The following is a 25,032-nucleotide window of genomic DNA, read 5'->3' on the forward strand; positions in this document are numbered from 1 at the left end:
GTTCACTGATGTGCTGGGCCCGAGCCGCTCGAAGAGTCGAGCACGCTCAGGTGGCTTGTGCGAGGGCGAGTCTTTCGCACAACAACTCCGCTAAGCCACGAATGGTGACGGTGCTGAAGTCGGTGGCGGCGAGCCGGATTCCAGTTTCGGTCTCGATGCGGGTGCGCAATTCCAGGGCGGCCAGGGAGTCCAGCCCGTACCCGGAGAGCGGCCGGTCGGGATCGATGCTGCGACGCAGAATCCGGCTGACCTGATCGGAGATCAGATGCCGCAGCCGGGCGGGCCACTCGTCGACGGGCAGCTCGGCCAGCTCGGCACGCAGTGCGCTGGTGCCCGTAAGGTGTTGCCCGCTGGAGCGGAACGCTTCGGCGACGGGGCTGCGCTGGGCCAGGGCGGTCAGCCACGGCGCCCCGCTGAGTGGCGCATATCCGGTGGAGGCGCGGTCGTGGCGCAGCAGTGCGTCGAACGCATAAGCGCCCTCCTCGGGGGCGATGGTGGCGCCCCCGGCGGTCTCGGGGGCGGTGTCGGGGGCGGTGGCGCGCCCGATCCGCGCCCAGGCGCCCCAGGCGATCACGGTAGCCGGCAGGCCTTGAGCCCGCCGCCACCGGGTGAAGGCATCCAGCCAGCTGTCGGCCGCGGCGCCTGCCCCCTGACCGGGCGCGCCCACCAATGCGGCCACCGAGGAGAACGAGCAAAACCAGTCCAGCGGCTGGCCGGCGGTGGCGGTGTGCAGGTTCCACGCGCCGCACACCTTGGGTGCCCAGTTGCGGTCGAGCAGTTCCTCGGTGAGGGCGCTCACCGGGGCGTCCTCGCGCGCTGCCGCCAGATGCAGCACCCCGCGCACCGCACGCCCGGTGGCGGTCGCCACCCCCACCAGCCGCGCAGCCGTTTCGGCCCGGGTGATATCGCCGCGCTCCACGACGACCTCCGCGCCCAGCGCGCGCATACGCTCGATCACCTGAAGCGCCTCCGGGGTTGGCTGCGAGCGCGAGCACAGCACGAAACGCCCACAGCCGGCCCCGCCACCAAGAGAAGCCATTTTCTCGGCCAGAAACAGCCCCAGCCCGCCCAGCCCGCCGGTAATGATGTAGGCCCCGTCGCCGCGGCAGACCCGGACCTGTGCGGGGGGCACCACCACCCGGGTGCGCCCGGTACGCGGGATGTCGAGCACGAGCTTGCCGGTGTGCCGGGCGCCGCTGATCTGCCGAATGGCGGCGGCGGCGTCGGCCAGCGGGTAGCGGGTGAGATGCGGCAGCGGCAGCGAGCCGTCCGCGGTGAGCCGATACACCGTGCTCAACACCTCGCGCAGCCGATCCGGGTCACTGTCGGCCAGCGACGCCAGGTCGACGCCGTAGAACGCGAGGTTGCGCCGAAGCAGGAAGGACCCCAACCGGGTGTCGCCGTCGATGTCGCGTTTGCCGATCTCGACGAAGCGTCCGCCGTGCGCCAGCAATTCCAGGCCCGCGCGCTGGGCGGCGCCGGTGACCGAGTTGAGCACAATGTCGACGCCGTATCCCTGGGTGTCACGGCGGATCGCCTCGGCGAATTCCAGGCTGCGCGAGTCGTACACGCGCTCGATCCCCATGTCGCGCAATAATTGCCGACGCTGCTCGCTGCCGGCGGTGGCGAAGATGTTCGCCCCCGCGGCGCGGGCGATCGCGAGCGCCGCCTGCCCCACGCCCCCGGTCGCGGAATGGATCAACACCCGATCGCCGGCCTTGATGCGGGCCAGCTCGTGCAGGCCGTAGTAGGCGGTGGTGTAGGGGGTGGTCACCGCGGCCGCTTGCGCGTCGGAAAGCCCGGCCGGCAGCGTCACGGCCAATCGCGCGTCGCAGGTGACAAACGTGCCCCAGCAGCCGGTGGCGCCCAGGCCGCCGACGTGATCGCCCACCTGATGGCCGGTCACGTCGGGCCCGACGGCGGTCACCACCCCGGCGAAGTCGGTGCCCAGCTGCGGCCGCTGCCCTTCGACGGCGGGGTAGCGGCCCAACGCGACCAGCACGTCGGCGTAGTTGACGCTGGATGCGCTGACCGCGACCTCGATTTGCCCCGGCCCCGGCGCAACCCGATCGGCCGCCACCGGCTCCAGGGTTTCCAGATCGCCGGGCGTGCGGATCTGCAGGCGCAGCCCGTCACGCTCACGGCTGACGACGGTGCTGTGCCGGTCCTCGGGGCGCAGCGGCGCGCGGCTCAGCCGTGCCGTGTACCAAGCGCCGTTTCGCCATGCGGTCTCGTCCTCGTCGGAGCCGCTGAGCAATTGGCGCGCCAGCCGCTGCGCGTCGGTGCCGGGGTCGATATCGATCTGGGTGGCCCGCAACAAGGGGTGCTCGACGCCGATCACCCGCAGCATGCCCCGCAGCCCCGCCTGCTCCAGGTTGGCCACATCGCCTTCCACGACGGTCTGGGCGTTGTGGGTCACGACGTACAGGCGCGGCGGCGCGCCCGGCATGTCGGCCAGCTCACGGGTGATGCGCACCAGATGCCGCACGTAGTCGCGGCCCAGCCGGGGGAGGTGGTTTTCGGTGTCCGCGCCGGCGGGCCCCGTGAGGATTACCGCGCCGCTGCAGCCGCCGGAGCGCAGCTGATTTCTTAGTTGTTGAGCGCTCGCGGTGTGGTCGGCCCGCTGTGGCCAGCAGATGCTGATGCAATATGCGCCAAGGCTTTTCAACGCGTCTTCCAACGCGGCTGCCGGTGCGTCGACGGTGGTGGTGATCAACAGCCAGGATCCGGCGTCGCGATGGTCGGCCTCGGGTGACTCGCGTTGGCGCCATTCGATGCTCAGCAACCGCTCGTTTAACACCCGATCTTTGTGGGCCGTCTCGGACGCACCAGCGCCCAGCCGCAGGCCGCGCACGGCAAGCAGGACCGTGCCGTGTTCGTCGAGCACGTCGATATCGGCCTCGACCCCCGAAGCCCCGGCTTTGGTGACCCGGGTGTAGCAGTAGCGAGCGTTGCGGGCCGCACCGTGGACACGCAACCTCCCGACCCCCAGTGGCACTACCGGCGCGTCCTCGCCGAGGGCGCGCACGTCCGGGTGGGCCGCCACGGACTGCAAGCAGGCATCCAGCAGCGCCGGGTGCACCACGTAGGCATCCTGTTGTGAGCGCAGTTGGCGGGGTAGCGCCACCTCGGCCAACACGGTGGCGGGCAGCTGCGGGCCGGTGCGCACCGCGATCAGCCCGGCAAAAGCCGGGCCGTACTGAATACCCCACAGCTCCAGGCGCTTGCGCACCTCGGTGCCGTCCTCGCGGGAGGGGTGCGCGGCGAGCAATGCGGAGACGTCTTGCGCCGGTGGCGGCGCCTCATCCCGCAGCACGCGCAACACCGCAGCGGCGCGCCGCGCCCGCTCGCCCCCGTGGTCGGCGTCCACGGTGAAGTCGGCAACGTCCGGCGCGTTGACTGACGCCGCCGAATTGACCGTGATGTGCTCATCCAGCGGCAGCGTGTGCTCGAAACGGATGTCCCGGGCCTCAGCGGACCGGCCGAAGACGGTATGCGCGGCGGCCAGCGCCATTTCGCAGTACGCCGCCCCCGGCAGCACCGCCACCCCGTGGACTCGGTGCTCGGCAAGCCAGGGCTGGGCGGCGGTTCCGGTCTCGGCCTGCCACACGTGGCGCTCGGGTTCCTCCGGCAAGCGCACGTGGGCACCCAGCAGCGGATGGGCCGATACGGTGCAACCACCGGCTGCGGGCGATTCCTGACCGTGGCGGCTTAGCCACAGATGCCGATGGGTCCACGCCGGCAACGGGGCGTCCACCAGCCGCCCGGTCGGGTAAAGCACGGAAAAGTCCACCGCGGCACCGGCGTTGTGCAACTCCGCCACAAAGCCGCGCAGCCCATGGGGCGGCTCGTGTTCACAGCGCATCGCCGCCAGCGCGGCCAGCGGCATCTCGAGGCCGGCGGCGGTTTGCTCGAGAGCGTCGGTGAGCAGCGGGTGGGGGGCCAGTTCCGCGAAAACCCGGTAGCCGTCCTCCAGCGCAGCCTGCACCGCGGTGGCAAACCGCACCATGCGCCGCGTATTGTCCGCCCAGTAGCGGGCATCGCAGAGCGGCTGCTCGCGCGGGTCGAACAGGGTCGTGGAGTAGAAGGGCACCTCCGGTGCCGTGGGGCGCAGCTCGGCCAGGGCGTCCCTGAGCTCGTCGAGAATCGGATCCAGCAGCGGGGAATGAAACGCGACATCGGTGCGAATCTCCCGGGCGGCCACGTCGCGCTGGCGCCAGGCGGCCACCAGCTCGTGCACCGCCGGGGCGGCGCCGGAAATCACCGTGGACTGCGGCGAGGCCACGATGGCCACCACGACATCCCGGATGCCGCGGGCCATCAGTTCCGAAAGCACCTGTTGTGCCGGCAATTCCACCGATGCCGTGGCACCGGCACCGGCGACGCGGGACATCAGCCGCGAGCGGCGGCAGACAACACGCACGCCGTCATCCAGCGACAGCGCGCCCGCGGCGACGGCAGCCGCGGCTTCACCGAGGGAGTGCCCGATCACCGCGCCCGGGCGCGCCCCATAGGCCTTCAGGGTGGCGGCCAGGGCGACCTGCATGGTGAACAGCGCCGGCTGGATGCGGTCTTGGCCGGTCACCGCCTCGGCGGCCGTCAGCGCCTCGGTCACCGAGAACCCGGACTCGCGGGCGATCAGCGGCTCGGCTTGCGCAACGGTTGCCGCAAACACCGGTTCGGTCGCCAACAGCCGCGCGCCCATCGCCGCCCACTGGGAACCCTGCCCGGAAAACACCCACACCGGCCCCCGGTCGTCGCGCCCCACCGCGGCCTGATGCTCGGTGTCACCGTCGGCGAGCTCACGCAACGCGCCGGTCAGCTCGGTTCCGCTGCTCGCAATGACGGCGGCGCGCACCGGGCGGTGCGCGCGCCGGCGCGCGAGGGTGTAGGCCAGATCCGGCAACGTGACATCCCGGTGTGCGGCCACCCAGTCGGCCAGCCGCGCGGCGCTGCGGCGCAGCTCGTCGGCCGAGGTGGACGACAGCGCGAACAGCAGGGGTGCCGTCGTCGGGCCGGCCTGCCCGCCGGGGAGCGCATCGGTGTCGGGGATTTCGGAAGCTTCGGGGATGTCGGGAGCTTGCTCCACAACCGCGTGCACGGTGGTTCCCGACAGCCCATATGACGACACCGCCGCCCGCCGGGGTGAGTGACCGCTTGGCCACGTTGTATTTTCTTGTGGCACAAAGAGATTAGTCTTAATAGCGGCAAGCTCGTCGGGCAGCCGGGTGAAATGCAGATTTTGTGGAATAACGCCGTGGCGCACGGCGAGCACCGTCTTGAGCAGCCCCAGGACGCCGGCGGCCGACTGGGTGTGCCCGAAGTTGGTCGTCACGGCCGCGAGCGCGCAGGGACCGTCGGCGCCGTATACCTCGGCGAGGCCGGCGTATTCGATGGCGTCGCCGGTGGGGGAGCCGCTGCCGTGGGCCTCCACCATGCCCACACTGCCCGCTTGCACGCCCCCCGCAGCCAGCGCCTCCCGGTAGGCCGCGACTTGTGCGGACCGCGACGGTGTCGCGATGCTGACCGTGCGGCCATCGTGGTGTGCGGCCGTGCCGCGTATCACAGCCAAAATCCGGTCGCCGTCGTGCTGCGCATCCGCTAACCGCTTGAGCACCACCACCGCGCAGCCCTCGCCCGGCACAAACCCGTCGGCGGCGGCGTCGAAGGCGTGGCAGCGCCCGGTGGGCGACAGCACTCCCTCCGCCGACCCCGCGGCCCACCTCCGCGGGTCCAGTGCCAGCGCGACGCCACCGGCCAGGGCGAGCGCGCTTTCGCGCTCGTGCAGGCTGCGGCAGGCCAGATGCACCGCTGTCAGGCCCGAGGAGCCGGCGGTGTCCACCGTCAGCGCGGGACCGTGCAGCCCCAAAGCGTGGGCGATGCGGCCGGACGCCAGGCTGGGGCTGGTGCCGGTAAAGCCGTGCGGTTGCGTCAAGGCGTGCGCGTCGGCCGCCAGCAGCTGGTAGTCGCCGTGTGTCAGCCCCACGAAAACCCCGGTCGGTGAGTCGGTCAGCCTCTGGGGGGTGAGACCCGCATGCTCCATGGCCTCCCAGGAGGTTTCCAGCAACAACCGGTGCTGGGGGTCGCTCGCGGTGGCCTCGCGCTCGGTGATTCCGAAGAATTCGGCGTCGAAGCCGGCGACGTCGTCGAGGAAGGCACCCCACATCGACACCGACCGACCGGATGCTCCCGGCTCCGGGTCGTAGTAGTCCGCGGCGTCCCAGCGGTCCGGGGGAATCTCGGTGACCAGGTCGGCGCCGCGCAGCAATGCGTCCCACAACCGATCGGGCGAGTCGATGCCTCCGGGCAGCCGGCAGGCCATGCCGATGACGGCAACCGGGGTAACCGGCGTGTTGCCCAGAGCGGGCGACGACGTCGCCGAAGCCGAGCGGGTTGCGCGATCATCGCTCGCCGCGAACGACACCATTCCGCCTCCTCACGCTCTTTGCGGCAACGGCTACGGAGCCTTGTCGACTGTGTGACCCGCAACGTGGCACCACCCACCCGTCGGCCACCCAGGTGCCCAGGTTCTGCGTCTGCGTCAATTAAGGCCGTCAATCGGGGCCTTTCAGGTGTCAGGGGCTTCGTGCGCCCCGACCGGGTGAAGTGGCAAACGCGCAAATATTACACACATGCAAAGTACCGGGTCGGACGTTACCTAGTCGTGACATTTAATCAAGCCCGGGCGATCGGCGCACGCAGACGCCCCGGTGTGGCGCGATCGGGTTGCCTTCCCGGCCCTGCTGGCGTGTCCCGGCGAAACCGGCGCCGGGCGGGCCGCCTTCGGGGTTGGCGGATACCGCAGCGACGGCCGCGGTAACGTTATGCGGATGCTCGAGTCATCGATTCCGGCCGTGCTGCAAGAGCGCGCCAGCCTAGCGCCCAATGACGCAGCGTTCACCTTTGTCGATTACGACCAGGATTGGAACGGTACCGACCAAACCCTGACCTGGTCGCAGGTGCATCGGCGGGCGTTAAGGGTTGCGCACGAGATTCGCCGTTATTCCTCGGCCGGTGATCGGGCGCTGATACTGGCCCCACAAAGCGCGGATTACATCACCGCATTTCTGGGAGCATTGCAGGCCGGGGTTATCGCCGTGCCGCTGTCGGTTCCGGTGGGTGACGGCCACGATGAGCGTATTCGTTCGGTGTTTCGCGACACGACGCCCGCCGTCATTCTCACAACATCGGCAGCCGTTGACAGTGTTGAGCGCTACGCGAAACCGCAGTCGGACGGGTCCGCGGCCGCAGTGGTCACGGTTGATTTGCTTGACCCGGACCGCGCTAGGGGTTTTAGCACCATGCCCGGGGATCGTCCGGGTACGGCGTATCTGCAATACACCTCAGGGTCTACCCGCCAGCCCAAAGGGGTGGCGATTTCCTACCATAACCTGCTAGCTAATTATCGGCAGCTAATGGCCAATTATTTTGCGGATTACGGGAATGTCGCACCACCTGATAGTGTGGTTGTGTCGTGGCTGCCGTTCTATCACGACATGGGTTTGTTTCTGGGAATCATCGCGCCGATACTGGGCGGATATCGCGGCGTGCTGACAAGTCCGGTGGCGTTTCTGCAGCGGCCGGCCCGCTGGATGCACCTGATGGCAGACAATGGTCGCGCTTTTTCGGCGGGACCTAACTTCGCGTTCGAGCTGACGGCACGCCGGACGTCAGACGAGGATATGGCCGGGCGCGATCTTGGAAACGTGCTGGGCATCCTCAACGGCAGCGAGCGGGTGCAGCCCGCGACCCTCAAGCGCTTCACCGAGCGGTTCGCCAAGTTCAATCTGCCCGACACGGTGCTACGGCCCTCATATGGACTTGCCGAGGCAACGGTTTTCGTGGCGGCGTCCCCGGCGGGCCAAGCGGCGGAAATCGTGCACTTCGAATCCGACAAATTGTCCGCCGGCCATGCCAAGCGCTGTCGCGGCGGTGGAACCGCGCTGATCGATTACGGGATGCCGCGCTCGCCGATGGTGCGCATCGTCGACCCGGAGACCAGGGCCGAGTGCCCAGCCGGAACGACCGGCGAGATTTGGGTGCACGGCGACAACGTCGCGCTGGGATATTGGGGGAAACCTCAAGAGACCGAGCAGACATTTCGCGCCACACTGGTCAACCCTTCGCAGGGCACACCCGAAGGGCCGTGGCTGCGAACCGGGGATTTGGGCTTTGTGTCCGAGGGCGGGCTGTTCATCGTCGGGCGCATCAAGGATCTCTTGATCGTCTATGGGCGCAACCACTCTCCCGATGACATCGAGGCAACGATCCAGGAGATCACCCGGGGGCGCTGCGTGGCGATATCGGTTCCGGATAAGGAAACCGAGAAGCTGGTCGCGATCATCGAACTCAAGAAGCGCGGCGATTCCCACGAGGAGGCGGCGCACAAGTTCGGCCACATCAAAAGCGAAGTCGCCTCGGCGATCTCGGCGTCGCATGGCCTGAGCATCGCGGATCTGGTTCTGGTGCCGCCCGGTTCGATTCCCATTACTACCAGCGGCAAGGTCAGACGGTCGGCCTGCGTCGAGCAATACCGCAGCGGCCAGTTCGCGCGTTTGGACGCGTAAATTTTCGACAGCGCAGCAGAACCGCGCCGTCCAGCTGTCTAATAGCCGTCAGTAGTTGCTGCAGGTGTTGAAGACCTGCTGGATAATTCCGAAGTACTGCTGAGCCGCCGGCGTGCTTTCCACCTGCTGGGCCATCTGCAGGCGCCGGCTCGGGGGCGCGGCGAGGAACTGGCGCAAGAAAGCTTGCGACGTTGGCGAGGCATTGAATTGTGCGGCGGCTTCTGGATTTTGCGCGTTAAGCGCCGCCATCGCTTGCGAGTACGTGCATGTTGTGTTGACAATCGGGCCCAGATCCGGGTCCGCCGAGGCGATCCCGCTCCCGGCCGTCAACGCCGTCAATCCCAGCCCGCCGACGGCAACCGCCAGCCTTGCCAGCGACAGTTTGATCATGTGCGCTCCCCTTCCAGACGCCTTCTAGACGATCGTATCGACGGTACTCGCCCGGCGGCGACCACGCCCACGCCGCGGCCGCCGGCAGCCCGACTGCGCCGGGGACGGCGTGCTCGCGCGCCCTGGAGCGTTGTGACGTGGTGGGTCACACCATCCTCCGAGCCCGCGCTGGCTCGTCACGCTGCGGTTTCCCGTTTGGCCGCTCAGACGAGCGGGCTTGGGAGTGGGGTGGCGGCTTCGTCGCGCCGCTCGTTGAGCAGCAAGGACCGAACCAGCGGCCGCGGCCCATACGGCCGCAGCATTTGACTGGCCGGGCGCGGGCGCACGCGCTGCGGCCACCAGAACCAGCGTCCGAGCAACGCGGCGATGGACGGCGTCATGAACGAACGCACCACCAGGGTGTCGAAGAGCAGGCCGAGGCCGATGGTGGTGCCGACTTGAGCGATGATGCGCAGGTCGCTGGCCACCATGGACATCATCGTGAAGGCGAATACCAGGCCCGCGTTGGTCACGACCTTGCCGGTGCCGCCCATCGCGCGGATGATGCCCGTCTTAATGCCCGCGCCTATCTCCTCTTTCATCCGGGAGACCAGCAGCAGGTTGTAGTCCGACCCCACCGCCAAAAGGATGATCACCGACATCGGCAGCACCATCCAGTGCAGTTTGATGCCCAAAATGTACTGCCAGATCAACACCGACAGGCCAAATGACGCGCCCAACGAAAGCGCCACCGTACCGACGATCACCAGTGCGGCGACAAAACTGCGCGTGATGATCAGCATGATGATGAAAATAAGGGAGAGCGAGCCCACTCCGGCGATCAGGAGGTCGTATCTGGAGCCGTCCGACCAGTCCTTATAGGTCGCCGCGGCGCCGGCGATATAGATTTTGGCGCTTGCCAGCGGCGTTCCCTTGAGGGCCTCCTCGGCCGCAGATCTTATCTTGTCGATGCGTTTGATGCCGTCGGGTGTTGCCGGCTCTCCGCGCTGCGAGATAATGAATCGCGCGGCTTTGCCGTCCGGGGAGAGGAAGGAGTTCATCGCGCGCCGGAAGTCCTTGTTCTGGAAAACTTCCGGAGGCAGATAGAAGGAGTCGTCGTTTTTGGCCGCGTCGAACGCTTGTCCCATGGCCGCCGCGTTCTCGGTCATTTCGTCCATCTCGTCCAGGGTGCCGGCCATGGTGCTGTGCATGGTCAGCGTCATGGTCCGCATGTTCTTCATCGTGGCGATCATCGGCGGCATCAAGTTAAGTACTTGCGGCAGCAACACATCTATTTGGTCGAGATCTTTGATGAGCTCGTGCATCTTTTCCGTGATCTCGTCGACACCGTCGATCGAATCAAAAATGGACCGCAGTGACCAGCATATAGGGATGTCGTAGCAGTGCTTTTCCCAGTAGAAGTAGCTACGGATCGGCCTCCAAAAGTCTTCGAAGTCGGCTATGTGGTCGCGTAATTCGTCGGTGATAGCAGTCATTTCCTTTGTTTTGATGATCGAGTCGTGGGTGAGCGCATTGAGCTGCCGCGTCAACTCGTACTGCCGCTCCATCAGGTGGATCATCTTCGTCAGATCGTCGGCCTGCTTGAGCATGTCTTTTGTGCGCTGTTTCATGTACTGCATGTTTTGGACCATTCCGGCGCTTTGCATGCTGAGCAGAAACGGTATCGAGGTATGGTCGATCGGGGTTCCCTCGGGACGTGTTATGCCCTGCACGCGAGAAATTCCCGGCACCTTGAAAATTGCTTTGGCGAGCTTGTTGATCACGAGAAAATCTGCTGGGTTGCGCATGTCGTGATCCGACTCGATCATCAGGATTTCGGGCATCATCCGGGCCTGGGAGAAATGCCTGTCGGCGGCCGTGTATCCCAAATTGGCGGGAATGTCCTTGGAAATGTAGAGGCGGTCGTTGTAGCTCGTTTTATAGCCGGGCAGGGTCAGCAGGCCGATCAGCGCGAGCGCGGTCGCCCCGCCCAGAACCGGCATGGGCCAGCGGACGATGACGGTGCCCACCCGGCGCCAGGTGCGGACCCGCATCATGCGCTTGGGGTCGAATAGGCCAACGCGGCTGCCGATGGCGATGACCGCCGGAATCAGCGTGAGGGTGACGGCCACCACAACGACCAGTCCCAGCGAGCACGGGATGCCCATCGTCTGGAAATAGGGCATCCGGGTGAAGCTCAGGCAGAAGATGGCGCCGGCGATGGTCAAACCGGAGGCCAGGACGACGGGAGCGACCGCCCGATACATGGTGTAGTAGGCGGTTTCGGGATCCTGCCCGGTCTGACGCGCCTCGTGATAGCGGCCGAACAAAAAGATCGCGTAATCGGTTCCGGCCGCGATCCCGAGGGACACCAGCAGGTTGACGGCGAACGTCGAGAGCACAAAGACGTTATGGTGACCGAGAAACGCGACGATTCCGCGGGCCGCCCCCAATTCGACCCCGACCATGACCAGCAGCAAAACCACGGTGATGGCTGAGCGGTAGACCAGCAGCAGCATCGTGAAGATCATCGCGACGGTGACCGCGGTGATCTTCAGCATGGACTTGTCACCACTGTGGTGCATATCCACGACCAATGGTGAGGGGCCGGTGACATAGACCTTCACCCCGGCAGGCGGGGAGGTCCGCCCGACGATCGCGCGGACCGCCGCCACGGACTCGTCCCCCAAGGTTGTGCCCTGGTTGCCGGCCAGGTTGATTTGCACGTAGGCGGCCTTGCCGTCGGGGCTTTGCGCGCCCGCCGCCGTGAGCCGATCCCCCCACAGATCCTGCACATGCTCGACGTGCTTGGGGTCGTTGCGCAGCTCACGAACCAAGTTGGCGTAGTACCGGTGGGCGTCGTCGCCGAGGGGCTGCTGGCCCTCCAGGACGACCATCGCGAAGCTGTCGGAATCGGATTCTTTGAAGTCTTTTCCCATGCGCACCATGGCCTGCACCGACGGTGCGTCTTTGGGGCTCATCGACGCGGAATGCTCCTGGCCCACCTGCTCCAGCGACGGCACCCCCAGCGTCACAACCACGGTCAGTGCCACCCAGCCCAGGATGACCAGCGGCGCAGCCCAGCGGATGGCCCGGGCCACGAAGGACCGCTGGGGGCGTTCGGTGCTCATGCGCCGAACGCCTTACGGTCGCTTGGGCACGACATGGTGGTGATGCTCAACATAGAGGCGATCCGTGTCGGTGTCGCCGGCGTGCGCCTCTGGGACCGGCAGCGGATTTCCGCCGTTGACGGACTGCTGGCTGAGCAACAGCGAGCGCACCGCCGGGCGGGGCCCGACGGGCCGCAGGAGGGCGCTGGCGGGACGTGGGCGCACGCGTTGCGGCCACCAGAACCAGCGGCCCAGCAGCGCGGCGGCAGACGGCGTCATGAACGCCCGCACCACCAGCGTGTCGAACAGCAGGCCAAGCCCGATGGTGGTGCCGATCTGGCCGATGATGCGCAGGTCGCTGACCACCATAGACATCATGGTGAAGGCGAACACCAGGCCCGCGTTGGTCACGACCTTGCCGGTGCCGCCCATTGCGCGGATGATGCCCGTGTTTATTCCGGCCGCTATTTCCTCTTTCATCCGGGAGACCAGCAGCAGGTTGTAATCGGAGCCCACCGCTAAAAGGACGATCACCGACATTGCCAAAACCACCCAGTGTATTTGGATGCCGAGAAGGTACTGCCAGACAAGCACGGAAAGCCCGAAGGACGCCCCCAGTGACAGCGCCACCGTGCCCACGATGACCAAAGCGGCCACGAAACTGCGCGTCATGATCAGCATGATGATGAAAATCAGGCACAGCGCGGCGACCGCCGCGATCAAAAGGTCGTAGGTGGAGCCGTCCACGATGTCCTTCACGATCGCAGCCGTGCCGGTGAGGTAGATCTTGGCGTCTTCCAGGGGAGTTCCCTTCAGCGCCTCCTCGGCGGCCGTTTTTATCGCCGCGACCCGCGAGACCCCTTCGATGGTCGCGGGATCGCCCCGTTGCGTGATGAGCAACCGGGCGACCTTCCCGTCCGGCGACAAGAACACCTTCATGACTCGTTTGAAGTCCTTGTTCTTAAAGACATCCGGCGGCAGATAAAAGGAGTCGTCATTTCTCGCGGTGTCGAACGCCTTCCCCATGGCGGTCGCGTTATCGCTCATTTCGTCCATCTCGCTGAGAACCCCGGACATCGTGCTGTGCATGGTCAGCAGCATGGTCCGGCTGCTTTGCATGGTCGCGATCATCGGCGGGAATTGGGCGAGTATTTGCGGCATGAGCACGTCTATCTGATCGAGATCTTTAACCAGCTCCTGCAGCTTATCGGTGAGCAAGTCCACACCGTCGAGTGTGTCGAATATCGACCTGATCGACCAGCAGATAGGAATGTCGTAGCAGTGCTTTTCCCAGTAGAAATAACTACGGATCGGCCGCCAGAAATCCTCGAAATCCGAAACGTGGTCTCTCAGCTCTTCGGTGATCGCCATCATCTCATGAGTTTTTCCGACCATGTGATGAGTGGCGGCGGTGAGCTGTTGCATCAGAGCATACATCCGCTGCATCAGGCTGATCGTTTGAGCCAGTTCGTCGGCCTGTTTGAGCAGGTCCTTCATGCGTTCTTTCTGATACGTCGAGTTCTGCACCTGGCTTGCCTGCGCCATGCTCAGAATAAATGGTATCGACGTGTGCGCAATGGGCGCCCCCGTGGGCCGGGTTATGGCCTGGACACTGGAAATTCCTGGAACGGCGAAGATTCCCTTGGCTAATTTATTTAGTATTAAAAAGTCCGCGGAATTGCGCATATCATGGTCGGCCTCGACCAAGAGAATGTCGGGTGACATCATCCGCGCCTCGGAAAAATGACGCTCCGCCGCCGCGTATCCCAGGTTGCCGGGGATATCTTTGGGGATATATTTTTGATCGTTGAAATTGGGCTGGAAGCCCGGCAGCGCCAATAGCCCGATCAGCGCGGCCGCTAACGTCGCGACGAGAATGGGCGCCGGCCAGCGCACGATCGCCGTGCCGATGCGCCGCCACCCGGGGGCCCTGATGGCGCGTTTCGGGTCGAAGAGCCCAAAGCGGCTGCCCACGGCGATAACGGAGGGCACCAGCGTCAGCGCCACCGCGACCGCAATGAGCATGCCCACGGCGCACGGGACGCCCAGGGCCTGGAAAGCGGGCAGCCGGGTAAAGCTCAGGCAGAGAAGCGCGCCGGCGATGGTCAAACCGGAGGCCAGAACAACGGGCGCGACCCCCCGGTAGGTGGTGTAAAAAGCCGTTTGCCGATCCTCGCCGGCCTGGCGGGCCTCTTGATATCGCCCGAAGAAGAATATCCCGTAGTCCGTTCCGGCCGCGATTCCCAGGGACACCAGCAGATTGACGACGAAGGTCGTGAGACCAATGAGCTGCTGATGGCCGAGGAACGCGACGACTCCCCGGGCGACCTGCAATTCCACCCCGACCATCAGCAGCAAGACGATTACCGTGACAACCGAACGGTAAACGAGCAGCAACATCGTAAAGATGACCGCGATGCTCACTGCCGTGATCGTGGCGACCGTCCGGTCCCCGCTGCGGCCGATGTCGGCGGCGATCGGGGCGGGGCCGGTGACATATGCGGTGACCCCCGGCGGCGGCGGTGTGCGCGCCACGATGTTGCGCACGGCTTCCACCGACTCGTTCGCTAGGGGCTGGCCCTGGTTGCCCGCGAGATCCAGTTGGACATAAACGGCCTTGCCGTCGGCGCTTTGCGCGGCGTCCGCCGTGAGCGGATCCCCCCAGAAATTATGAATGTGGCGCACATGTTTCGGGTCGTCTTGCAGCTGGCGAATCAAATGATCGTAGTATCGGTGAGCATTGTCGCCCAGGGGTTGCTGGCCCTCCAGGACGATCATTGCCACCGTCTGGGAATTGGACTCCCTGAAGTCCTCACCCATGCGCTTCATCGCCTTGAACGCCGGGGCGTCGGCGGGTTCCAGGGATACCGAGCGCTCTTTTTCGACCTGCTCCAGCGAGGGGACGGCGGTGCCCAGGATGACGGCGATCGCCAGCCACGCCAGGATGATCGGCAGCGAAAGCCGATGGATCGCCCGCGCCACGAATGATGGTGCGCTGTGGCCGTTGGCCATGTGCTTGTTGCTCATGCGGCCTTCAAAAGGCAGTAGGTAAAGGCGTTCACCTCGTGTGATATTCGTTCGGCCTTGACTTCGCCGTCGACCATGATGCGACAGCCAATGCTGTCACTGTTGCCTTGCGCCACGACACTTCCCACGGCCGTTGCCTCGGTGGTTGCGAACTCCAACGACCACGGCAAACGTGCGCCCTCGATATGCTGCGGGTTAGCGTCGACGTCGAAATAGCTGATGGTGGCCACGGTTCCCGGTGGGCCGAAGACCTCGTATGTCAGGCGCTTCGCGTTGAAGGGTTTGGTGTCATTCATTTTGGTGTCGGAATACGAGGGGCGTTTCTCAGAGCCGAATACACTGTGGAGCCGGGTCACGGTGAATCCTCCGCTGGCGATGACCACCAGTATGACCAACGGAATCCATGCCCGCCGCAAAATCGTCAAAATCGCGAATCCCCTCGAGTTGATTCCGCACCCGCTGCCGTGTCAACCGCTCAAGCATGCAACCACAGATCGGCCGCGACCCACGAAACGGCGGCATTTCGAACGCGGCGGGCGTCGCAGCCCCGCCCAAGGCTAGCTTGCGGCGGTCACCTCAAGCGAATGTCGCCTCGGGGAGCGCGATCCGATCGTGATGAGTAAACCATATCGGTGCTCGGTTGGCTCCTTCCCCCTCGGTGAAGGGGAATTGTAGCGCGTATTGCCGGCGTCGACGCGGGGAAGCCGGCGCTGCTGCGCGAGGGGCAGGCCCGCAGGTTGGCGCGCGTTGTCCTCGGGCGCTCGCCAACTGCCGTCAACCTCCCCCGCGGGTGGGGGATGGCTGCTACTCGATCTGGCCAGTCAGGCCGAACTCGGCCAGCACCCGCGCAGCCAACGCGCGCAAGGCGGGCTTGGTGTTCTCGGCGCCCGGCCGATAGGCCTCAACGGTGATGCCGATCTTGTCGCCGATGCGCCACGATTGGATGGTCAAATGCCCGCCCGCCCGCTCCAGCCACCGCCTTGTCACCCGCTGGCCGACCACCCGGATGAGATGCAGCGTGTTGAGGTGGGCGCTAACGGTCGCGTACTCGTCATCGGTTCTGGCCAGGGCGTACACCACCACGCCGAGGTCGCGCAGATTTGAGCAAAACACCGGGCGATCGGGGTCGGTGAGCGCCGCATCGGCCAGCCGTTGCAATGTGCGCCTCGGTGTTAGCGGGGCCAGCCACGCCAGGCGGCGCTCATCGTCGTCGGGCGTTTCCCGCAGCGCGGTCAGCGCCCGCCTGATGGCGGTCCGCGCATCCCGCAGATCCGTCGTGACCCGGGTCGGATCGACGCTAACACGCGCATACGACACCGCGATCGCACGGGTGTCGGATTCGGTCCGCTCACTTATGGGTAGTTGCAGGGTGACGGCGCCGTCACCGGCGCGCCGGCGTCCCATGTACTGCCCAAGCTTTGCGGCCAGCCCGGCGAGCAGCGTGTCACCGGTGCCGCCTAGGGCCTTCGCCCGCGCATCCCAAGCATGCACGTCAATGTGCATGGTGATCACCGGTACGACGACGGTGACATCGCCGTCGCCGCCACCGGGGTCCGCGGGCCGTGACGGCGACGGTAGGGCACCATTGGGACCATAGGGCCGCCCGCGCCGGGCCAGCTTCGCCGCCGCGACCAGCGCACGGGCGACCTGGGGCGCGTCCCGCGCCGTTTGGCGGGCATCCTGCGCCACCGCACGCAGCCGGGTCCGTGACCGCGGCGGCGGGTAGCCCAGGTCGGACGCGTGCTCCAAGACGGCCCGGGCGATGGTGAGCGCGGAGCCGAAGCCGTCGATCAGGTAGTGCGAGATCACCAGGCTGACCGCGTTCGAGCCGTCGCTCAATGGCAGGACACCGATATGCCAGCCGGGTCCGCGTTCCACGTCGACGGGTAGCTGGGAGCGTTCATCGGCCCAATCGCTGAGCTCCACGCGGGGACGGGCGCGCTCGGCGACATCGATGTCCGCCGGCCCCGGATCCGACACCCACCGGAGCCGGGCAAACGGCAGCGGCGAACGCTCGATGCGCCGGCCCAAAAGCCCTTTGCTGAGATTGCGGTTGAAGCGCCGCACCCCGTCGACGTCGATAGCGTGCTCGTATACCCACACGACCTGGATGACTACCCGCCGGCCGACGGCGCGATGCTGGGCGAACACGGCGTGGTCCAGGATCGCGAGCCGGTTGTCTGGCGGCCCATTGCCGGTGCTTGGCATGCGGCCATTATCTCCTGTGTGGTGTTCCGGCCCACTGCCGTCGCCTTGTGAGCCGTGAGTGGACGGGCCAGACCACAGTCCCGCAACCGCAGTGCGGTGTTTAGGATCCTTTTCGGGAGTCGAGCTGAAGAATGCGAGGCACGGTCATTTTCACGTCGTCATTCATGCCGTTCATTGCGTAGTATGCGCATACTGTGCGCATGGTGCTGAAAGGCCCGAATCCGTAATGAAATTTGTGCTGGCGAGCTATGGAACGCGCGGAGATGTCGAGCCCTGCGTCGCCATCGGCCGTGAGCTGGCGCGCCGCGGGCACGATGTGCGCCTGGCGGTGCCGCCCGACCTGGTGGGCTTCGTCGAGGCGGCCGGGCTGGCGGCGACGGCGTATGGGACCGACACCCGGACGTGGCTGGATGCGCATCGCAACTTTTTCAGATGCCTATTAGGCAGTTTTTGGAAGATCCGGGATGTGGCCAGGTTGTTGCGCGAAGTTGCGGAGCCCACCAACCAGTGCTGGGCGCAGATGAATGCTCCGCTGGTGTCCCTGACGGAGGGGGCGGATCTGCTGATTGCCGGGAATTTCGAGGAGGCCGCCGCCAACGTCGCGGAGTACCACGGCATTCCGTTGGCCACGGTGCACTTCTTCCCGATGCGGGTCAACGGTCAGCTCCTACCGGTTGTGCCGCCAACGTTGACCCGCCTCGCAATGAGGATCTACGAGTGGCTGGGCTGGCGAACAGCAAAGAGCGTCAGGGATGCGCTGCGCCGTGAACTGGGACTGCCGCAAGCGACGTGCCCCGCCCCCCGGCGCATCACCGAGCGCGGATCGCTGGAAATTCAGGCCTATGACGAGGTGTGCTTTCCCGGTCTGGCGGCCGAGTGGGCGAAATTCGACGGCCAACGGCCCTTTGTGGGCGCCCTGACGCTGCAGCTGCCCACCGACACCGATGCGGAGATCGCCTCGTGGATCGCCGCGGGATCCCCGCCGATTTACTTTGGGTTTGGCAGCATACCGGTGGACTCACCCGCCGATACGCTGGCCATGATCGCCGACGCCTGCGCGCAGTTAGGCCAGCGGGCATTGGTGTGCGCCGGCTGGAGCGACTTTGGCAACGTCCCCCACGTCGGGCATGTCAAGGTGGTGGGCGCGGCGAATTTCGCCACGGTTTTTCCGGCCTGCCGCGCGGTGGTGCACCACGGCGGTGTGGGTACCACGGCCGCGAGCCTGCGCGCCGGGGTGCCCACGTTAGTCCTGTGGATGGACCCTGGCCAAGCGATCTGGGGAGCGGCGATCAAACGGCTGAAAGTGGGCACCGCGCGGCGGTTTTCGAGCACCACCCGGGAGTCGCTGGTCGCGGATTTGCGCACCGTCTTGGCCCCGCAGTGCGCCGCGCGGGCCCGTGAGATCGCCACCCGGATGAGCACGCCCACCGACAGCGCTGCGGCCGCAGCCGATCTTGTGGAAAGCTTCGCCCGTCAGAAGATTGGATGATTGACCACTGCCCGCTGTCGACGCTCTGCCCGTGTCGCCATCGTCGAGAGCCCTGCGCGCATATTGCGTAAGGTGAATCAACGTGATAACTAGTCTGCCGCATGTGTCTTCCCGGTGCGTTGCAGCCAGGAGAGGATCTTCTCGTTGATGTCGTTAGGTCGCTCCACCAGCATGAAGTGGCCGACTCCCGGGATCAGCTCGGCGGCCGAGTCCGTGCCGCCATAACCGGGGATCCGGGTGATCTGCTCGGCGGTCACCCCGTAGCATCCGTCGGTGGTGCCATGCAGATAAAGGAGGGGCTGGCCGACGGTGCCTCCCCAGGCCGCCTCTTGCTCGGCGGCCCACTGGGCCGAGCCGAACTCGGTGGGGTCGAACTGGGCCCAGTAATAGCCGAGCGCTGTCCGCAGACAAGCCGGCTCGGCGAGCGCCTCCCGGACGTGTACCAGATCTTCGTCGGCCTGATAACCCGGGGACCAATCGCCCCAGATGTCCCGAATGAACTCAAAGTCATTCTGGCGCACCCGATCCTCGATCACGTGCCGCATCTGGAAGTACCAGAAATAAAAGCTTCGCTTGATCTGAGGATAGGTGAAGAGATTCTCGGCAAAGATCTCATACGGCGGGATATTCATGATGACCGCCCGACCCCACAAGTGTGGCCCGCGCCGAAGCGCTCCCCATGCCCCGACTGCCCCCAGTCATGAGCCACGAGCAAAGCGTTCCGGTCACCTCCGAGTTCGGCAGCCAGCGCCAACTGGTCGGCGACCAGCACGCTGGTGTGCACACGGGTGCGCAAGGGTGGCAGTTGGGTCGGCGCGTAGCCGCGCATGAACGGGGCGACGGCGTGGAAACCCGCCTCGGCCAGGGCAGGCAGCAAGTAGCGATACGTGAACGGCGAATCAGGAAAGCCGTGCACGCACAGTGCAAGTGGCCCTTGCCCGGCCTCCAAGTACTCGAACATGATCCCATTCGCGGTCACTTGGCCGCGCCGAAAATCCGCCACTTCGCTGTGCGCCCTTCTTGCTAATGCTAATGCCCAGTGGACTCTAACACTGGAGGCTCTCGGTGCTGATATGCGCCGGCCCCCCGGGGACGATTCGATGCGCGTCTCTTTTGGCAAGTCCGTGGGCCATGGTGACCGGGCACAGCTGCGCGGCGCCACCCGGAAGGTCTCAGCGCGGCTTGACGAGCAGACCCTGACCGGTGGGCAATGCACAGATTGGCATGCCCAATTCATTCGACACGGCATCCATGGCGAGGCGCTGCTCTTCGAACCCCCGGTTGGCGTAGTCGTCCAGCACCACGAGGGCACCGGGAGAGAGGATCGGCCAAAAAAAGCGCAGCGCGGCGACTTCGGGTGGAGCACAATTCATATCGATATGGAGGAACGCCACGGCGCGCGCGTCGACCTGGTCGAGTGTCTCCGGAATCGCGCCGACGATGATCCGCTGATTCCGCCACTGCGAGAAATTCTTCCGGACATCATCTACAGAACTGACGTACAACCCGCGGCGTAGGCAACGCCGGTTTCTCTTGAGCGCCGCGGCCCGGCGTACATCGTCTGCGAACAAGCGGGTATCGAGTCCCGCAAAGGTGTCGAGCAGATAAAACGTCTTGCCCAGCCGATCCCAATCGAGGAACTCCATCACGACGCTGCTCAAGAACCCATAATTGACTCCGCACTCGACGAAATCGCCGTCAAGGCGGCTGGCGCTGGCCGCCGCCCACAGCCCGACGTGCACCCGCCAGTGCCACCGATACCAGTCCTGGCCGCCCAAGGCGCGCACGCCGCGCTGATAGGCGCGTTGAAACGCGGTCGTCCAGGAAGGCGTGGCGATGAATACTAATCAAACCATCGTCGGCGTAGACATCTTTTAGGAGCCTGTGCACGAACCAGTAGGGCGTGCGGCCCGCCCACAGCATGAAACGAGCGCTGGCAGACAACCGTGTTGACACGCCGGCAACCATAGCGCCTGCCGGCACCACGGGTTGTGCCGCGTGCCAAAACACGCCGATTGGTTTGCGGCGCGTAGCCTTCGCAGTGGGGTCCTGCCGCGGCCCAGTCCGCAAAGCGGCGGACCCCGTCTCGGCTAGCTACAGTTCCCCGGCCCCGATGGCTTTTTTGATGTGCTGGGCGCGCGCCACTTGCTGAGCGGTGTAGCCGATGAGCAGCGCCGCACCGCCGACCAGCACAACCACCCCGGCCAGCCAGCGCAGCCCGTAGGTGAAGCCGTGGTCTAACGCACGCAACTGGGCAGGGTTCATCAACGTCACTGGCGCACTGATGCCGCCCAGGCGCAGGGTGCGCGAGGTGATGACGGCCTGGATGACCGCCAGCACCACCGGCCCGCCCAGGCTGGACAAAATGAGCGCGATCGCCGAGGTGGGGCCGACGCGGTCCAGCCCGACATCGGCGATCACCGAGAGCGTCAGCGGAACGTTGACCACGCCGATACCGATACCGGCGACGACCAGCGGCGTCACCAGGTTCGGGAAGTACGGGATGCCGTGGTTGAAGGTTGTCGCGCTGTACAGGATCGCCCCCAGCACCAAGACGCCGCCGCCGATCACGACCACCCGTGGCGGGAACCACGCCACCAGCCGTGACGACACGCCCGCCCCGGTTGCCGCCGCAATGGCGAACGGGATGAAGCTGACGCCCGCGCGCAACGCGCTATAGCCCAAGATGCTCTCGACATACAGGGCGAGCAGCACCGACAAAGTGAACAACACCCCGCCGGCCAAGAAGATGGTCGTGAAGGTGGCCAGCCGGTTGCGGTCGAAGAACAAATCGAACGGCACGATGGGGTTTTCGGCCGTGCGCTCTACCACGGTGAATGCCACGAACGCCCCCAACGCCACCGCACCCGAACCGATAGTGGTGGCCGATAGCCAGCCTTTCTCGGGCCCCATCGCGAAGCCGAACACCGCCGCCGTGCAGGCCAACGTGGCTAGCCCGGCGCCGGTGGCGTCGAGCCTCATCCGCTCTTTTTGGGTCTCCGGGAGCGCGCTGCGTGCCACGGAGGTCACCAACAGCCCAATGGGCACATTGACCAAAAACACCAGCCGCCATGACACCTCGGTGAGCGCGCCGCTCACCACCAGGCTGAGCACCGCGCCAACACCGCCGACAGCCCCGAACACCGCCATTGCGGCGTTGCGCGACGGGCCCTTCGGGAAAGTCGTCGCCACCAGCGCAAAAGAGGTCGGTGAGACGATGGCGGCGGCCACGCCGTGCAGAAGGCGGGCCAACACCAGAATGGCGCCGTTCCAGGCGAGGCCGCACATGGCGGAGGCAAAAGTGAACAGCACGACCCCGCCGATGAAGGCGCGCTTGCGGCCGATGGCATCGCCCAGCCGACCGCCCAGCAGCACCAGCCCGCCAAACGTCAGCACGTAGGCGGTGACTACCCAACTCCGCCACGCATCGGAGAGGCCCAGCTCATTTTGGATCCTAGGAAGCGCGAGCAGCGCGATGGTGCCGTCCATGGCGGCCATCAGCTGCATGCCGGTGATGGCGCTAATCGCGCCGATAAACCGGCGCGACGGCAAAACGGCCGGGAAATACCTGCTCGAGCGGCCCAGTGCGGTCTGTTCGGCAGGCATGGGGGTCGCTCGCTTGGTGTGTGGTGTGGTCCCGTGAGGCAAGGCTTGCTCTCCATCGTTGAGAGCCGTCATAGCGGGCTACCCTACAGCACCGTTGAGACACCCTTGAACATGATCAGCCGCAAACCTTTACATCCTGGATGGGAGGTTGGTGCAATTTTTTGATGCATTGAGGAGATGCCCTGGGGATAAGTGGCGTTTCGCAGCATCCTCGAGCGTGTCTGGGAGTTATGTTGCTACAACAGTAGGGCTGCGGGGCGGCTATGTAGGTATGTTGGCCCCGCGTTTATCTCGTAGGAGTTGTAGAACGCGCCGCACCTGGGAGGCTGCGATCCGTTGTGAAGTTCGCGCTGGCCGGCTTTGGAACTCGCGGCGATGTCGAGCCGTGCGTTGCTGTCGGTCGCGAATTGCTGCGCCGGGGGCATGAGGTGCGCGTGGCCGTCTCGCCCAACCTGGTTGGTTTTGCTGAGGCGGCCGGGCTGAAGGCGCTCGCCTACGGGCTGGATTCGCGGGTCATCGTTGAAGCCCAGCACAACTTCTTTTCGCGCTTCTTCGCCACCCCGTGGAGGGTCCGGGATCTGCTCCGGTTGCGCCGTGAGCTTGGCGAGCTCGTCACCGGGGGCTGGGCGCAGATGCACGCGACGCTGACGGTGCTGGCGGAGGGGGTGGATGTGCTGTTCACCGGCCTGGGTTACCAGCAGCTTGCTGCCGGTGTCGCCGCGTACTACGACATTCCGCTGGCGGTGTATCACTACCTCCCGGTGCGGCCTAACGGGCAGCTCCTGCCGTTTCTGCCGGCACCGGTGACCCGCTCCGCGTTGAGGATTTGGGAATGGCAGTTGTGGCGTGGCGCGGAGAAGCTTGAGGACACCCGGCGCCGTGCAGTGGGGCGGGCGAAGGCAGCGGGCCCTTCGCTACAACGGCCCGCAGAGAACCGGGTACTGGAAATCCAGGCCTATGACGAGGTGTGTTTTCCCGGTCTGGCGGCCGAGTGGGCGCAATTCGCCGGCCGGCGGCCTTTTGTCGGCGCGCTGACGCTGGAATTGCCAACCGATGCCGACGAGGAGGTCGCCTCGTGGATCGCGGCGGGAACACCGCCAATATTCTTCGGGTTTGGCAGCATGCCGGTGAAATCTCCCGCTGACACGCTTGCCATGATCGCCGCTGCCTGCGCGCAGCTAGGCGAGCGGGCGCTGGTGTGCTCCGGCTGGACCGATTTCGGCAGCATCGCCCGTTTTGGGCATGTCAAGGTGGTGGGCGCGATGAATTACGCGGCCGCGTTTCCGGCCTGCCGCGCGGTGGTGCACCATGGGGGCGCGGGCACCACCGCCGCGGGCCTGCGTGCCGGGGTGCCCACGTTGATTCTCTCGACAGTGGATCCCGGTCAGGCGATCTGGGGCGCGGCGGTCAAACGGCTGCACGTGGGCATCACCCGGCGCCTGTCAAAAACTACCTGCGAATCACTGGTGGCAGACCTGCGAACCATCCTCACGCCGCCATACGTCACCCGGGCCCGTGAGATCGCCGCCCGAATGACCAAGCCGGCAGACAGTGTCGCGGCCGCCGCTGAGCTGCTGGAGAATTTCGCCCGCATAAAACATGTTGACTGATCGACCGATGGCTGATCTCGGCGGTTGAGATCACACCGATCCAGTATGGGAGGCCCGCATGAGCACGATCACCCAAGCGTGCCGCTTGTGCGGGGCGACCGGCCCCCATCAAACTATTGTGGTCCGCGAGATGATGTTCGGGACCCGAGAGCCGTTCGAATACTATAGCTGCGCCGCCTGCGAGACATTACAGATCGTGACGGCACTCGAAGGCGATGAGCTCATGCGCCATTATCCACCAAATTATTACTCCTATCATATTTCAGCTCAGCCGAAGGCTCTCCGATGGCTGATTACCCAACAAGACCGCTTTAAATTACATGCTGGCGGCTGGCTGGTCGGCGCTCTTATGACGGCGCCCATGATCGCGGGCATCGTCCGCGCTCTTGACGGCGGAGACGTCTTCGGAATGCTCACCGAGCTTGCGCCTGAACGTGAGGTACGAATTCTCGACGTGGGCTGTGGGGACGGTGCGCTACTCGACCGGTTGGCTAGAGTCGGTTTCACTAATTTGTCTGGTGCCGATCCGTTCATCGCAGCCGATGACGAAACGCCCCACGGCGTACCGCTGATGAAGCGATATTTGAGCGAAGTGACCGGCGAATTTGATCTCATTATGTTCAATCACTCGCTAGAACACGTCCCTGACCCGCTTGCCACGCTTAAGGAGGCGCACGACAGGCTCGCCGACGGCGGCGTTTGCCTGGTTCGCCTGCCGACGACCTCATCCGAGGCGTGGGACGTCTATCGGCGTGACTGGGTACAAATCGATGCCCCTCGGCATATTGTCATTCCGTCACGGCAGGGGATGGCACTGGCGGCCGATAGGGTGGGGCTGCGAGTGGAAAAGACATTCGATGATTCCACCGTATTCCAATTTCTGGGCAGCGAAGCCTATCGGCGCGACGTGGCGCTGACAAACCTGCATATCGTTCTTCGGTCGTGCGGGCCCAGGACAATCTGGGAATGGGAAAGGCGCGCGGAAAAACTCAACCGGCAGGGCCGTGGCGATCAGGCCGGTTTTGTCCTGCGGGCCAAGTGAGCAA

At 65.4% G+C, this 25,032-nt stretch carries 13 protein-coding genes and 1 pseudogene; 4 read left to right on the plus strand and 10 right to left on the minus strand.

What is annotated here, in order from left to right:
• Positions 1–46 precede the first annotated feature (46 nt).
• Positions 47–6,427 (minus strand): type I polyketide synthase, encoded by a 6,381-nt coding sequence (pks2, locus tag MSM1_RS14625; protein WP_213443482.1) that lies wholly within the window; start codon positions 6,425–6,427, stop codon positions 47–49.
• Positions 6,428–6,830: 403 nt separating this feature from the next.
• On the opposite strand from pks2, the gene MSM1_RS14630 reads away from it, so the two are divergent.
• The gene (locus MSM1_RS14630; protein ID WP_213443484.1) at positions 6,831–8,567 is read left to right on the plus strand and encodes an AMP-binding protein; all 1,737 of its coding nucleotides are present in this window, start codon (positions 6,831–6,833) and stop codon (positions 8,565–8,567) included.
• A 48-nt stretch (positions 8,568–8,615) separates the two neighbouring features.
• Here the strand turns inward: MSM1_RS14630 and MSM1_RS14635 are convergent, their stop codons facing one another.
• The 5 genes from MSM1_RS14635 to MSM1_RS14655 form a co-directional block, all read right to left on the minus strand.
• Positions 8,616–8,957, minus strand: a complete 342-nt coding sequence (locus MSM1_RS14635; protein WP_213443486.1) for a hemophore-related protein — start codon at positions 8,955–8,957, stop codon at positions 8,616–8,618.
• A 203-nt stretch (positions 8,958–9,160) separates the two neighbouring features.
• On the minus strand, positions 9,161–12,067 hold the full coding sequence (locus tag MSM1_RS14640) for an RND family transporter (protein WP_213443488.1): 2,907 nt from the start codon (positions 12,065–12,067) through the stop codon (positions 9,161–9,163).
• A gap of 12 nt (positions 12,068–12,079) precedes the next feature.
• On the minus strand, positions 12,080–15,073 hold the full coding sequence (locus tag MSM1_RS14645) for an RND family transporter (RefSeq protein ID WP_213443490.1): 2,994 nt from the start codon (positions 15,071–15,073) through the stop codon (positions 12,080–12,082).
• The gene (locus tag MSM1_RS14650) at positions 15,070–15,492 is read right to left on the minus strand and encodes an MmpS family protein (RefSeq protein WP_307857420.1); all 423 of its coding nucleotides are present in this window, start codon (positions 15,490–15,492) and stop codon (positions 15,070–15,072) included. The genes MSM1_RS14645 and MSM1_RS14650 overlap by 4 nt, the downstream gene beginning before the upstream one ends.
• 385 nt (positions 15,493–15,877) lie before the next feature.
• Complete coding sequence (locus tag MSM1_RS14655; RefSeq protein ID WP_213443492.1) at positions 15,878–17,281, minus strand: hypothetical protein; 1,404 nt, start codon at positions 17,279–17,281, stop codon at positions 15,878–15,880.
• A 226-nt stretch (positions 17,282–17,507) separates the two neighbouring features.
• On the opposite strand from MSM1_RS14655, the gene MSM1_RS14660 reads away from it, so the two are divergent.
• Positions 17,508–18,770: a glycosyltransferase gene (locus tag MSM1_RS14660; protein ID WP_213443494.1), complete on the plus strand. Its 1,263-nt coding sequence runs from the start codon at positions 17,508–17,510 to the stop codon at positions 18,768–18,770.
• A gap of 89 nt (positions 18,771–18,859) precedes the next feature.
• On the opposite strand, the gene MSM1_RS14665 is transcribed toward MSM1_RS14660, so the two are convergent.
• The 4 genes and pseudogenes from MSM1_RS14665 to MSM1_RS14680 form a co-directional block, all read right to left on the minus strand.
• Positions 18,860–19,402, minus strand: coding sequence for an alpha/beta fold hydrolase (locus MSM1_RS14665; protein ID WP_213443496.1), 543 nt, complete (start codon positions 19,400–19,402; stop codon positions 18,860–18,862).
• Positions 19,399–19,731 (minus strand): alpha/beta fold hydrolase, encoded by a 333-nt coding sequence (locus MSM1_RS14670; RefSeq protein ID WP_213443498.1) that lies wholly within the window; start codon positions 19,729–19,731, stop codon positions 19,399–19,401. The genes MSM1_RS14665 and MSM1_RS14670 overlap by 4 nt, the downstream gene beginning before the upstream one ends.
• A gap of 211 nt (positions 19,732–19,942) precedes the next feature.
• Positions 19,943–20,726, minus strand: a pseudogene (locus MSM1_RS14675) (TylF/MycF/NovP-related O-methyltransferase).
• 138 nt (positions 20,727–20,864) lie between these two features.
• Complete coding sequence (locus tag MSM1_RS14680) at positions 20,865–22,448, minus strand: MFS transporter (protein ID WP_213443500.1); 1,584 nt, start codon at positions 22,446–22,448, stop codon at positions 20,865–20,867.
• Between the two features lie 266 nt (positions 22,449–22,714).
• On the opposite strand from MSM1_RS14680, the gene MSM1_RS14685 reads away from it, so the two are divergent.
• Entirely contained in the window at positions 22,715–23,986 is a 1,272-nt protein-coding gene (locus MSM1_RS14685; protein ID WP_213443502.1) for a glycosyltransferase, read from the plus strand.
• Positions 23,987–24,116: 130 nt separating this feature from the next.
• On the plus strand, positions 24,117–25,028 hold the full coding sequence (locus MSM1_RS14690) for a class I SAM-dependent methyltransferase (protein WP_374101732.1): 912 nt from the start codon (positions 24,117–24,119) through the stop codon (positions 25,026–25,028).
• Positions 25,029–25,032: the final 4 nt, after the last annotated feature.

This window comes from Mycobacterium sp. SM1 (genome assembly GCF_018361265.1).
Lineage (GTDB): Bacteria > Actinomycetota > Actinomycetes > Mycobacteriales > Mycobacteriaceae > Mycobacterium.

Excerpts from the sequence above, each read along its gene's own strand:
- pks2 (WP_213443482.1), bottom strand. The coding sequence starts at position 6,427 with ATGGTGTCGTTCGCGGCGAGCGATGATCGCGCAACCCGCTCGGCTTCG.
- MSM1_RS14630 (WP_213443484.1), top strand. The coding sequence starts at position 6,831 with ATGCTCGAGTCATCGATTCCGGCCGTGCTGCAAGAGCGCGCCAGCCTA.
- MSM1_RS14635 (WP_213443486.1), bottom strand. The coding sequence starts at position 8,957 with ATGATCAAACTGTCGCTGGCAAGGCTGGCGGTTGCCGTCGGCGGGCTG.
- MSM1_RS14640 (WP_213443488.1), bottom strand. The coding sequence starts at position 12,067 with ATGAGCACCGAACGCCCCCAGCGGTCCTTCGTGGCCCGGGCCATCCGC.
- MSM1_RS14645 (WP_213443490.1), bottom strand. The coding sequence starts at position 15,073 with ATGAGCAACAAGCACATGGCCAACGGCCACAGCGCACCATCATTCGTG.
- MSM1_RS14655 (WP_213443492.1), bottom strand. The coding sequence starts at position 17,281 with ATGCCAAGCACCGGCAATGGGCCGCCAGACAACCGGCTCGCGATCCTG.
- MSM1_RS14660 (WP_213443494.1), top strand. The coding sequence starts at position 17,508 with ATGAAATTTGTGCTGGCGAGCTATGGAACGCGCGGAGATGTCGAGCCC.
- MSM1_RS14665 (WP_213443496.1), bottom strand. The coding sequence starts at position 19,402 with ATGAATATCCCGCCGTATGAGATCTTTGCCGAGAATCTCTTCACCTAT.
- MSM1_RS14670 (WP_213443498.1), bottom strand. The coding sequence starts at position 19,731 with ATGTTCGAGTACTTGGAGGCCGGGCAAGGGCCACTTGCACTGTGCGTG.
- MSM1_RS14680 (WP_213443500.1), bottom strand. The coding sequence starts at position 22,448 with ATGACGGCTCTCAACGATGGAGAGCAAGCCTTGCCTCACGGGACCACA.
- MSM1_RS14690 (WP_374101732.1), top strand. The coding sequence starts at position 24,117 with ATGATGTTCGGGACCCGAGAGCCGTTCGAATACTATAGCTGCGCCGCC.